The sequence below is a fragment of the Amnibacterium endophyticum genome, from assembly GCF_042680685.1.
GTDB lineage: Bacteria > Actinomycetota > Actinomycetes > Actinomycetales > Microbacteriaceae > Amnibacterium > Amnibacterium endophyticum.
In genome coordinates this window covers 19,677-31,306 of sequence record NZ_JBHUEA010000013.1, presented here as the reverse complement: position 1 = coordinate 31,306, position 11,630 = coordinate 19,677, and the positions used below count along the sequence as shown (strand labels likewise).

10 protein-coding genes are annotated in these 11,630 nt (G+C 76.2%); 2 read left to right on the top strand and 8 right to left on the bottom strand.

Features of this window, described 5'->3' with window-relative positions:
• Positions 1 to 8 precede the first annotated feature (8 nt).
• Genes ACFSBI_RS09520 through ACFSBI_RS09510 form a run of 3 tightly spaced genes read right to left on the bottom strand, consistent with a single transcriptional unit; the run spans position 9 to position 1,351 of the window.
• Positions 9 to 305: a hypothetical protein gene (locus ACFSBI_RS09520; RefSeq protein ID WP_377934335.1), complete on the bottom strand. Its 297-nt coding sequence runs from the start codon at positions 303 to 305 to the stop codon at positions 9 to 11.
• A complete protein-coding gene (locus ACFSBI_RS09515) occupies positions 302 to 436 on the bottom strand; it encodes a hypothetical protein (RefSeq protein ID WP_377934334.1) in 135 nt (44 codons plus the stop codon). The genes ACFSBI_RS09520 and ACFSBI_RS09515 overlap by 4 nt, the downstream gene beginning before the upstream one ends.
• 42 nt (positions 437 to 478) lie before the next feature.
• Entirely contained in the window at positions 479 to 1,351 is an 873-nt protein-coding gene (locus ACFSBI_RS09510; protein WP_377934332.1) for an alpha/beta hydrolase family protein, read from the bottom strand.
• A gap of 352 nt (positions 1,352 to 1,703) precedes the next feature.
• On the opposite strand from ACFSBI_RS09510, the gene ACFSBI_RS09505 reads away from it, so the two are divergent.
• Together ACFSBI_RS09505 and ACFSBI_RS09500 are read left to right on the top strand one after the other, a co-directional pair.
• Positions 1,704 to 3,188, top strand: coding sequence for a DUF7059 domain-containing protein (locus ACFSBI_RS09505; RefSeq protein ID WP_377934455.1), 1,485 nt, complete (start codon positions 1,704 to 1,706; stop codon positions 3,186 to 3,188).
• A 32-nt stretch (positions 3,189 to 3,220) separates the two neighbouring features.
• The gene (locus tag ACFSBI_RS09500; RefSeq protein ID WP_377934330.1) at positions 3,221 to 4,084 is read left to right on the top strand and encodes an NAD-dependent epimerase/dehydratase family protein; all 864 of its coding nucleotides are present in this window, start codon (positions 3,221 to 3,223) and stop codon (positions 4,082 to 4,084) included.
• On the opposite strand, the gene ACFSBI_RS09495 is transcribed toward ACFSBI_RS09500, so the two are convergent.
• The 5 genes from ACFSBI_RS09495 to kdpA form a co-directional block, all read right to left on the bottom strand.
• Positions 4,060 to 4,737, bottom strand: coding sequence for a response regulator (locus ACFSBI_RS09495; protein ID WP_377934328.1), 678 nt, complete (start codon positions 4,735 to 4,737; stop codon positions 4,060 to 4,062). The genes ACFSBI_RS09500 and ACFSBI_RS09495 overlap by 25 nt on opposite strands.
• Positions 4,734 to 7,172 carry an ATP-binding protein gene (locus tag ACFSBI_RS09490; protein WP_377934453.1) on the bottom strand — a complete coding sequence of 813 codons (2,439 nt, stop codon included), beginning with the start codon at positions 7,170 to 7,172 and terminating at the stop codon, positions 4,734 to 4,736. Before ACFSBI_RS09490 ends, ACFSBI_RS09495 begins: the two co-directional genes overlap by 4 nt.
• Before the next feature lie 87 nt (positions 7,173 to 7,259).
• A complete protein-coding gene (gene kdpC / locus ACFSBI_RS09485) occupies positions 7,260 to 7,853 on the bottom strand; it encodes a K(+)-transporting ATPase subunit C (RefSeq protein ID WP_377934326.1) in 594 nt (197 codons plus the stop codon).
• A 14-nt stretch (positions 7,854 to 7,867) separates the two neighbouring features.
• Positions 7,868 to 9,961 carry a potassium-transporting ATPase subunit KdpB gene (kdpB, locus tag ACFSBI_RS09480; RefSeq protein WP_377934324.1) on the bottom strand — a complete coding sequence of 698 codons (2,094 nt, stop codon included), beginning with the start codon at positions 9,959 to 9,961 and terminating at the stop codon, positions 7,868 to 7,870.
• The gene (kdpA, locus tag ACFSBI_RS09475) at positions 9,958 to 11,628 is read right to left on the bottom strand and encodes a potassium-transporting ATPase subunit KdpA (RefSeq protein WP_377934322.1); all 1,671 of its coding nucleotides are present in this window, start codon (positions 11,626 to 11,628) and stop codon (positions 9,958 to 9,960) included. Before kdpA ends, kdpB begins: the two co-directional genes overlap by 4 nt.
• Positions 11,629 to 11,630: the final 2 nt, after the last annotated feature.

Sequence of the window (11,630 nt, the reverse complement as noted above, 5' to 3'; positions counted from 1 at the left end):
GGGCGCGGTCAGGCCGCGGCGGTCAGCGCCGCGATCAGCACGACCGCGCCCAGCGAGAGCACGCAGGCGGCCAGCAGGCAGCCGGTGATGGTCCACTGGCGGCGGCCGATGGGCCGGATCGTGAACCGGGCGACGAGCATCGCGGCGACGAGCAGCACGTCGAGGACGATCACCGTCGTCGCGATCGCGGGCGCGACCCGGGTGAGCAGGGACAGCACCACCAGGCAGACCGCGATCACGATCGCGCCGATCACGAGGACGTAGGTGCCGGAGGACCGGCTGCGGACCCCGTCCGGCCCGCTCATCGCTTGCGGAGCACCGCGTAGAGGATCCCGCCGACGATCACGACCACGACGAGCACACCGATGATCGGCACGCCGATGTTCGCGGAGGCGGGCCCGGTCGCGAGGACGACGGAGGACGCGGCAGCGGTCATCCCGCGACGCTAGAGCGGCCCGCTGGGCGCGAGCCGCGACGGTCAGCGCGCGGCGGCGAGCACGGGCGCGTCGTCGACCCCGGCGGCGCGCTCGAAGAACGACACGACCGTGGCCGGGTCGAAGTTCGAGGGTGCCCCGTGCTGGCCGCTCGAGCGGACGTAGGTGACGTCGGCGCCCGCGGCGCGCCCCTCGGCGACGCAGACCGCGGCGTTCCGGCTCGCCTCGACCACCGTGTCCTGCGGCGACGCCCAGACCATCATCGGCGTGTCGCCGACCCGCACCGGGGAGACCGCGGCGCGGTCGCGGCCCGCCCAGGCGTCGTCGATCGACGCCTGGAACCGTGGCTGGGTCATCGTCCGCAGGTCGCAGACGGGGTACCAGGCGACGACGGCGCGCACCTCGGGCACCTCGCGGGCGAGCTGCATCGTGGCGAGCCCGCCCATCGACTCGCCCATGATCAGCACGCGGTCCAGGTGGTGGCGGGACATCGCGTCGTCGATGAGGCCGCGGTAGTCCGCGACGCTCGCGGAGTTGCCCCACGCCTTCAGGTCGCCGTCGGCGGCGAGCACCGTGAAGCCCCGGGCGACCAGGGAGTGGGCGACGTCGGACTCGCCGCGCCGCTCGAGCACCGCCCAGCGGGTCTGGCCCCAGCCGTGCACGAAGACGACGAGGGCGCCGTTGGGGTGGTCCGGCACGATCGTGAGCGCTTCGGCAGCCTGGTCCTCCACGACGCGGGCGCCCGCGTAGCCGTGGTCGGCCCGCTGCACGACGGCCGCGGCCGCGGCGCCGGTCGGGTCGGACTCGGGCCCGCTCGTGGGGAAGGCGGGCGCGGGCGCGGCCGGCACGCAGCCGGAGAGCGTGAGGGCGATCACCCCGGCGACGAGGGCGGGGACGAGGCGGCGGAGGCGCGGCACGAGGAGCATTCTGGGGCCGCGGCGACCCCGCGCCGCGCCGCGCACGGGGCGATCCGTCAGGTCCGCCGGGCACCTGCGCAGCACGCGTTCAGCGGATCGTGACCGAAGCCCCCCGGAACGGGGCGCACGGCGCACCGCCCGGCGCGACGCCCGCCCCGTAAGGTCGTCGTCAGGCCCGGCGAGCGCTCGCTCCTCTTCACTCGACACTCGTCCGGTGCCTCCGCGGCCGGTTCGACACGGCCGCGACGCCGCGGGATGCGCGGCGCTCGCCGTCGTACGGCCGCGCCGCGCATCCCGCCGGATCCGCTCCCTCCCCGCGCTGCGGCAGGATCGCCGGGTGCAGCGAACCGCGATGACCGCCGCCCTCGCCCAGGACCTGGCCGCCGCGCCGTACACGGTCGAGGGGCTCGAGGAGGCGTGGGGGCGCACGGCCGCCGACGCGCTCGGCCGGGACGACCCGGAGCCGGCGCTCGCCGAGCTGGCGCGGCGCGCCCCGTCGGCGGCGGGCGTGCTCGGCCGGCTGCTCGTGCTCGGCGACCCGGTGGACGGGTCGGCCGCGGCGGCCGCGCTGCCGCGCCTCGGGCTGGACGGCGCCGAGGCGCTCGGCCTGCTGCGGGTCGAGGACGGCCGCGCGATCCCGCTCGTCGACGTCCGGCCCTACGCGCTCGCCGACGAGTCCGGCGTCGCGTCGTGGTGGATCGTGTCGGACCAGGGCGAGGTGGCGCTCGGCGGCGAGCTGCCGGAGGAGCACGTGCTGGGCGCCGGCGCCGCGTCCTCCACCCTCGCGCAGGTCCTCGTCCCGACCGGCGACGGCGTCGTGCTCGACCTCGGCACCGGCAGCGGCGTCCAGGCGCTGATGGCGGCGCGCACCGCCGGCCGCGTCGTCGCGACCGACGTGTCCGCGCGGGCGCTCCGCTTCGCGGCGCTGAACGCGGAGCTGAACGGCGTGCACCTGGACCTCAGGGAGGGCTCGCTGTACGAGCCGGTCGCGGGGGAGCGGTTCGACCGGATCGTCACGAACCCGCCGTTCGTCATCACCCCGCGCGGCGCCGACGGCGTGCCCGCCTACACGTACCGCGACGGCGGCTTCGCGGGCGACGGCCTGGTGGAGGCCGTGGTGCGCGGCGCCAGGGACCACCTGACCGACGGCGGGATCGCGCAGCTGCTCGGCAACTGGGAGGTCACGGGCGACCAGGTGGCCGCCCGCGACCGGGTGCTCGGCTGGGCGGACGGCCTCGACGTCTGGGTGGTGCAGCGCGACCTGCTCGACCCCGCGCAGTACGCCGAGACCTGGGTGCGGGACGGCGGGGCGCAGCCGGGCACCCGCCGCTTCCGCGCGCTCGTGCGCGCCTGGCTCGACGACTTCGCCGCGCGCGGCGTGACGGCCGTGGGCGCCGGCTACGTCACGCTGCGCCGCCCGTCGGGGGCGCCCACCCTGCGCCGGTTCGAGCACCTCGAGAGCCCGGTCGGCAGCGGTGTCGGCGCCGCGATCGCCGCCGGGCTCGCGGCGCACGACCGGCTCGCGGCGCTCGACGACGCGCGGCTCGCCGGGCAGGTGCTGGCGGTCGCCCCCGACGTGACCGAGCACCGCCACTACTGGCCGGGCGACGCCGACCCGACGGTGCTCGAGCTGCGGCAGGGGACGGGCTTCGCGCGCACGCGCCGCGTCGACACCGTCACCGCGGCGGTGGTGGGCGCCTGCGACGGGGAGCTGCCCGTCGGCCGGCTCGTCGCCGCGGTCGCGGAGCTGCTCGACGCCGATCCGGGCACGACGACCGCGGCGGTCCTGCCGGTCGTGCGGGAGCTGCTCGTCGAGGGCTTCCTGACCTTCCGCTGAGCCCTCAGCCCGGCGGTGGCAGCGTTGCGGCCATGCACGTCCTCCTGACCGGCGCGACCGGCTACATCGGCTCCTCCGTCCTCTCCGCCCTGCTGAGCAGGGGCCACGACGTCACCGCGGTGGTGCGCGGCGACGACAAGGCCGCCGCCGTGCGCGAGCGCGGCGCCACCGGCGTCGTCGCCGACCTGATGGACCGCGACGAGGCCGTGCGGCTGATGCGGGCCGCCAACGGCGTGATCCACCTCGCCTCCGACCCGGACGACGCCGAGGGGTTCGACCGCGCGGTCGCCGAGGCCGCCGTCGACGCCCTGAGCGGCACGGACACCCCGTACGTGCACACGGGCGGCTGCTGGGTCTACGGCGCGGGGGACGCGATCGAGGAGACCGACCCCTACGACCCGCCGGCGCTCACCGCATGGCGGCCGGGCGTGATCGCGCTGCTCGAGGCGGCCGACGTGCCGGTCACCGTCGTGCACCCGGGCATCGTGCACGGCGGCGGCAAGGGCCTCGTGCCGATGACGACCGAGGGCGCGAAGGACGACGCGGGCCGCATCCGGCTCGTGGGCGACGGGTCGCAGCACTGGACGACGATCCACGTCGACGACCTCGCCGACCTCTACGTCGCGGTCCTCGAGGCCGGCAGCGGCTTCGCCGACGTGCTCGGCGTCTCCGGGCAGAACCCGACGTTCGCCGAGATCGCCGCCGCGACCGGTGCCGAGACCCTGCCCGAGGAGCCGGCGGCGACCCGCGAGCGCCTCGGCGACGCGTTCGCGGAGGCGATGCTGCTGGACCAGCAGGCGTCGGGTGACAAGGCGCGGGCCATCGGCGGGTGGGCCCCGAAGCGGCCGGGGCTGCTGGAGGAGCTGCGGGCTCAGGCGTCGGGCACGAACCGGTAGCCGATCCCGGGCTCGGTCAGCAGGTGCCGCGGGCGGGACGGCTCGGGCTCCAGCTTCTTGCGCAGCGCGGCGAGGTGGATGCGCAGGTAGCCCGAGTCCCGCAGGTGCGCGGGGCCCCACACGGCGGACAGCAGCGTCTGCTGCGTGACGAGCCGCCGCGGGCTGCGCACGAGCGGCTCGAGCACCGCCCACTCCGTCGGGGTGAGCCGCACGGGTGCGCCGTCCCGGCGGACCTGCCTGGCGGCGAGGTCGACCTCGACGTCGCCGAAGCGGACCACGGGCTCGTCCTGCGCGTCGCCCTGACGGCGGGAGAGGGCGCGGATGCGGGCGAGCAGCTCCTCCGTGGCGAAGGGCTTCACGACGTAGTCGTCCGCGCCGGCGTCGAGCGCGTCGACCTTGCCGCCGGTGTCGCCGCGGCCGGAGACGACGAGGATCGGCGTCGTCGTCCAGCCGCGCACCGCCTCGATGACCGAGACGCCGTCGAGCCGGGGCATGCCGAGGTCCAGCACGATCAGGTCGGGCCGCTCGTGCGCGGCCGCGTCGAGCGCCGCGCGGCCGTCGCCCGCGGTCACGACGTCGTAGCCGTGCGCGGTGAGGATGATCCGCAGCGCCTTCAGGATCTGCGGGTCGTCGTCCGCCACCAGGACCTTCACGCGTCCGCCCCCTCCCGCACCGTCGCGTCGACGGGCAGCCCGACGACCATCGTGAGCCCGCCGCCCGGGGTGTCCTCCGGCGTGAGGCTCGCGCCCATCCCCTCCGCGAAGCCGAGCGAGAGCGCGAGCCCCAGCCCGACGCCGCCCGAGTCGGCCGTGTCGGTCGTGTGCTGGAACGGCTGGAACATCCGCGCCTGCCGGTCCGGCTCGACGCCCGGGCCGTGGTCGATGACCCGCACCTCCACCCGTTCGCCGAACCGGCTGAGCGTGAGCTCGACGGGTCGGTCGGCGGGGGAGTGCCGCACCGCGTTCGACAGCAGGTTCGCGAGCACCCGCTCGAGCAGGACCGGGTCGGCCTGCACCGGCGGCACGTCGTCGGGCACGTGGAGCCGCACCTCGTCCGGGCCGGCGCCCGCGTGGTCGAGCGCGCCGGGCAGCAGCTCCTCGACGTCGACGGACTCGAGGTGCACGGCGAGCGCGCCCGCCTGCACGCGGCTGACATCGAGCAGGTCGGTGATCAGCCCGGCGAGCCGGTCCAGGCTCCCCTCGGCCTCCTGCAGCAGCTCCGTGCGGTCGCTCGGCGACAGCCGGTCGGCGGACGAGCGCAGGCTCGTGACCGCCGCGGTCGCGACGGCGAGCGGGCGCCGCAGGTCGTGCCCGACCGCGGCGAGCAGCGCGGACCGCACCCGGTCGACCTCTGCGAGCGGCTCCAGGGCGCGCGCCCGCTCCGCGAGCACCCGCCGCGGCAGGGCGGCGGCCAGCTGGGCGGCGACGACCTGCAGGACCCGGCGGTCGGAGGCGTCGAGCACCCGGCCGACGACGATCAGCCGGGTGCCGGGCTGCACCGGCACCGCGGTGACGGGCCCGTCGGCGTCGGCGTCGCCGCGCTCCTCGAGGACTCCCTCGTCGTCCTCGACGCGCACGGCGCGGACGCGGAACGCCTCGAGCGTCCGGTCGAGCAGGGCGTCGACCGCGTCGACGCCCTGGAGCACGCCGCCGGCGACGGCGGCGAGCACCTCGGCCTCCGCGGCGGAGCGGCGGGCCGCTCGGGTGCGGCGCGCGGCGAGCCCCACCACCAGGCTGACGAGCAGGCCGTTCGCGACGTAGAGCACGAGCGCGGCGAGGTGCGACGGCCGGGCGATCGACAGCTGCAGCACCGGCTGCACGAACAGCAGGTCGATCGTGAGGCCCGACAGCACGGCCGCGAACGCGGCCGGCCACGCGCCGCCGACGAGCGCGACGAGGACGACGAGCAGCTGGTAGCCGAGCGCCTCCGCGGTGAGCGAGTCGCCGTCGCGCACGGCGGTGAGCAGCAGGGTGAGCGCCGGGCCGCCGACCACCGCGAGCGCGAAGCCCGCCAGGCGCCGTCGCGTGGACAGCGCGCCGCGCCGGGCGGGCAGGGCGGTGCGGCGCCCGGCCGCGGCGCCGTGGGTCACGATGTGCACGTCGATGTCGCCGGACGCGCGGATCACCCGGGCGGAGGTGCCGGCGCCGGTCAGCAGGGCGGCGAGGCGCCCGCGGCGGGAGACGCCGAGCACGAGCTGCGTCGCGTCGACGCCCCGCGCGAAGGCGATCAGCGCCGCGGGGATGTCGTCGCCGACGACCTGGTGGAACGTGCCGCCGAGGTCCTGGACCAGCGTGCGCTGCACGGCGAGGGCGGCGGGGTCGGGCGGCGCGAGCCCGTCCTCGGCGAGGACGTGGACCGCGAGCAGCTCGCCGGCGCCCGTGCGCGCCGCGACCCGCGCTCCCCGGCGCAGCAGCGTCTCGCCCTCGGGACCGCCGGTCAGGGCGACCACGATGCGCTCGCGGGACTCCCACGCCGCGCCGATGCCCTGCTCCGAGCGGTAGCGCTTCAGCGCGCTCTCCACCTCGTCGGCGAGCCAGAGCAGCGCGAGCTCGCGCAGCGCGGTGAGGTTGCCGAGCCGGAACCAGTTCGACAGCGCCGCGTCGACCCGGGCGGCCGGGTACACCTGACCGGCCGCGAGGCGGTCGCGCAGCGCGTCCGGCGCGAGGTCGACGAGCTCGATGCGGTCGGCGCGCCGCAGCACGTCGTCGGGCACGGTCTCGCGCTGCGGCACGCCGGTGATGCGCTCGACGACGTCGTTCAGCGACGCGATGTGCTGCACGTTCACGGTCGACAGCACGTCGATGCCCGCGTGCAGCAGGTCCTCCACGTCGGCCCAGCGCTTCGCGTGCCGGGAGCCGGGGGCGTTCGAGTGGGCGAGCTCGTCGACGACGGCCACGTCGGGGGCGCGGGCGATCACCGCGGCGACGTCGGGCTCGTCGAGGGGGAGCCCTCCGTGCTCGGACCGGCGCAGCGGCACGCGCTCGAGGCCCTCGGTGAGCGCCGCGGTCGCCGCCCTGCCGTGGTCCTCCACGACGGCCAGCACGACCTGCCGCCCCTGCCCGGCGAGCCGATGGGCCTCCTCGAGCATCGCGAAGGTCTTCCCGACGCCGGGGGCGGCGCCGAGGAAGACGAGCAGTCGTCCACGCACGGCCCCATCCTTTCCGTTCCGGCGGCCCTACAGGGCCGACAGGGCGCGGTTCAGCAGCAGCACGTTCACGGTCGGCTGCCCCAGGAAGCCGAGGTCGGGGGCCTGCACGGCCGCCTCGACCAGCGCCCGCACGCGCGCCGCCGGCAGGTCGCGGGCACGGGCGACGCGGTCGGCCTGCCGCAGCGCGTTCTGCTCGGACACGTGCGGGTCGAGCCCGGAGCCGGAGGCGGTCAGGGCGTCGACGGGGACCGGGCCCGGGCCGTTCAGGGCGAGGTAGGCGGCGCGGCGCTCCGCGATCGTCCTGACGAGGACGGCCGAGTCGGGGCCGAGGTTGCTGCCGCCGGACGCGCCGCCGTCGTGGTCGACGGCGGAGGGCCGCGGCTGGAACCACTGCGGCAGAGCGCGCCCGTCCGCGTCGGCGAACGGCTGCGCGATCAGGGCGGAGCCGACGACGCGGCCGTCGGCGGCGACGAGCGAGCCGTCCGCCTGCGCGGGCAGGGCGACGCGCCCGATCCCGAGCACGACGGCGGTCAGCAGCACGGTCGCGACGACGGTCGCCACGAGCAGGCGGAGGGCGGTGGTCCAGGTGCGGACGGCGCCGCGGGCGAGCAGGCCGGGCATGGCGGTGCTCCTTCCTAGAAGCCGGGGATCAGCGCGACGACGAGGTCGATCAGCTTGATCCCGATGAAGGGGGCGACGACGCCGCCGACCCCGTAGACGAGCAGGTTGCGGCCGAGCAGCGCGGAGGCCGAGGAGGGGCGGTACCGCACGCCGCGGAGCGCGAGCGGGATGAGCGCGACGATCACGAGCGCGTTGAAGACGACCGCCGACAGGATCGCCGAGGACGGCGAGTGCAGCCCCATCACGTTCAGCGCCGCGAGGCCGGGGAAGGCCCCGACGAACATCGCCGGCACGATCGCGAAGTACTTCGCGACGTCGTTCGCGATCGAGAAGGTCGTGAGCGCGCCGCGGGTGATGAGCAGCTGCTTGCCGATCGTGACGACGTCGATCAGCTTCGTCGGGTCGGAGTCGAGGTCGACCATGTTGCCGGCCTCCTTCGCGGCGGAGGTGCCGGTGTTCATCGCGACGCCGACGTCGGCCTGCGCGAGCGCGGGCGCGTCGTTCGTGCCGTCGCCGGTCATCGCGACGAGGCGGCCGCCCTCCTGCTCGCGGCGGATCAGGGCGAGCTTGTCCTCCGGCGTCGCCTCGGCCAGCACGTCGTCGACGCCCGCCTCGGCGGCGATGGCGCGGGCGGTGAGCGGGTTGTCGCCGGTGACCATGACGGTGCGGATGCCCATGGCGCGCAGCGCCGCGAAGCGCTCCGCGAGCCCCTCCTTGACGACGTCCTTCAGCCGGATCACGCCGAGCAGGCGAGCGATGCCGTCGGGCCCGGCCTCCGCGACCGCGAGCGGGGTGCCGCCCGACTCGGACACCGCCCGCACCCGCTCGTCGAGGGCCCGCGCCGTCGCGTCGTCGACGCCGGAGCGCTCGACGACCCAGGCGAGCACGCTGGCGGCGGCGCCCTTGCGCAGCTGCGCCCCGTCGGCCTCGTCGACGCCGCTCATCCGCGTCTGCGCGGTGAAGGGCACGGCGGTGCGCCCGGCCGAGTCCGCGGGCACGACGCCGAGCCGTGCGGCGAGCTCGACGACGCTCGCGCCCTCGGGCGTCGGGTCGGCGATCGACGAGAGGGCGGCGACCTCGGTCAGCCGCCGCTCGTCGACGCCCGGCAGGGGCAGCAGCTCGGCGGCGCGGCGGTTGCCGTAGGTGATGGTGCCGGTCTTGTCGAGCAGCAGGGTCGACACGTCGCCGGCGGCCTCCACCGCCCGGCCGGAGGTCGCGAGCACGTTCCGCTGCACGAGGCGGTCCATGCCGGCGATGCCGATCGCGGACAGCAGCGCGCCGATCGTCGTCGGGATCAGGCAGACGAGCAGGGCGACGAGGACCGCGAGCGAGGGCGCCGCGCCCTGGGAGCCGGCGATCGGCCCGATCGCGAGCACGACGACGAGGAAGACGATCGTCAGCGCCGACAGCAGCACCGACAGCGCCAGCTCGTTCGGCGTCTTCTGCCGCACCGCCCCCTCGACGAGCGCGATCATCCGGTCCACGAACGTCTCGCCCGGCTTCGAGGTGATCCGCACCACGACGCGGTCCGACAGCACCCGGGTGCCGCCCGTGACCGCGCTCCGGTCACCGCCGGCCTCGCGGACCACGGGCGCGGACTCCCCGGTGATCGCGGACTCGTCGACCGACGCGATGCCGTGCACGACGTCGCCGTCGCCCGGGATCACCTCGCCCGCGACGACCACGACGACGTCGCCCTGCGCGAGGTCGGCGGAGGCGACCGCCTCGGTCCGGGCGCTCGCCGCGGCCGGGTCGGCGGCGTCGTACCCGAGCACCCGGGTGGCGCCGGTCGTGGTGCGGGTCGCGCGCAGCGACGCCGCCTGGGCGCGGCCGCGGCCCTCGGCCACCGCCTCCGCGAGCGTCGCGAAGAGCACGGTCAGCCACAGGCAGACCGCGATCGCCCAGGTGAAGCCGACTCCCGCGCCGCCCGTGAGGGGCAGCGCGATCGCGAGCGCGGTGGTCAGCGCCGCGCCGACCTCGACGATCAGCATCACCGGGTTGCGGACGAGGTGGCGCGGGTCCAGCTTGCGGACCGCGTCGGGCAGGTTCCGCAGCAGGGCGCCGGCGGAGAACGCGCCGCTCGGCGCGCGGACATCGGCGGCGGTCATCGCAGCCCTTCTGCCAGGGGCCCGAGGGCCAGGACGGGGAAGTAGGTGAGGGCGGACACGACGAGCGCGGTGCCGGCCGACAGCAGCACGAACTGCGGCCGGTGCGTCGGCAGGGCGCCCTCGCCGGCGGGGCGCGGCTCCTGCTCCGCGAACGAGCCGGCGAGCGCGAGGACGAGGACGATCGGCAGGTACCGCCCGAACCACATGGCGGCGGCGAGCGCCGGGTTCAGCCAGGCGGTGTCCGCGGTGAGGCCCGCGAATGCCGACCCGTTGTTGTTCCCGGCCGAGGTGAAGGCGTACAGCACCTCGGAGAAGCCGTGCGGGCCGGTGTTCAGCATCGACGTGCCGCGCACGTCGGCGGCGACCGCGGGGATCGCGAAGGTGAGGCCGAGGCCCGCCAGCACGACGGTCGGGGTGGTGAGCAGGTACAGGCTCGCGAAGGTGATCTCGCGGCCGCCGACCTGCTTGCCGAGCAGCTGCGGCGTGCGGCCGATCATGAGCCCCGCGAGGAACACCGCGAGGATCGCGACGACGAGGAAGCCGTAGAGGCCGGAGCCGACCCCGCCGGGCGCGAGCTCGCCGAGCATCATGTCGATCATCGCGACCATGCCGCCCAGCGGCGTGAACGAGTCGTGCATCGAGTTGACGGCCCCGGTCGAGGTGAGGGTCGTCGCGGTCGCGAAGAGCGCGGAGGTCAGCACGCCGAAGCGCTGCTCCTTGCCCTCCATCGCGCCGCCCGCGGCCCGTGTCGCGGTGCCGCCGCCGGCCGTCTCGGCGACCGCCATCGCGGTGAGGCACAGCGCGGCGAGCAGCACCATGGCCGCGAGCACGGCTCGGCCCTGCCGGCGGTCGCCGACCATGAGGCCGTAGACGCGGGGCATGGAGAAGGGGATGAGCAGCAGGAGGACGATCTCGAACAGGTCCGACAGTCCCGTCGGGTTCTCGAACGGGTGCGCGGAGTTCGCGTTGAAGAAGCCGCCGCCGTTCGTGCCGAGCAGCTTGATCGCCTCCTGCGACGCGACCGGGCCGCCGGGCACGACCGCGTCCCCGGCGAGGCCGCGGACCGTCTGGAAGCCGTGGAGGTTCTGCACGACGCCGGTCGCGAGCAGCACCACGGCCGCGACGAGCGTCAGCGGCAGCAGCACGCGCACGATCGTGCGGACGAGGTCGACCCACACGTTGCCGAGGGTCCCCGTGCCCCGGGCCGCGATCCCGCGGATCAGGGCGACGGCGACGACGATCCCGATCGCGGCCGACAGCAGGTTCTGCGCCGCGAGGCCCGCGACCTGCACCGAGTAGCCGACCGTGGTCTCGGGCGCGTACGACTGCCAGTTCGTGTTGGTCACGAACGAGACCGCGGTGCTGAGGGCGAGCCCCGGGGGCACGGCGGGCAGCCCGAGGGAGTACGGCAGGAGCGGCTGCAGGCGCTGCAGGGCGTAGAGCAGCAGCACGCCGAGCACCGACACCGCGAGCAGGCCGCGGAAGTAGCCCGGCCAGCGCTGCGTCGCGCGCGGGTCGACGCCGAGCAGGCGGTACACGCCCCGCTCGAGCGCCCAGTCGCGCTCCGCCGTGTACGTGCGCGCCAGCCAGGTCGACAGCGGCAGGCCGAGGACCACGAGGGCGGCGACGAGCGCGCCGAGGGTGGCGAGGAAGGGCAGCGCCGCCATCG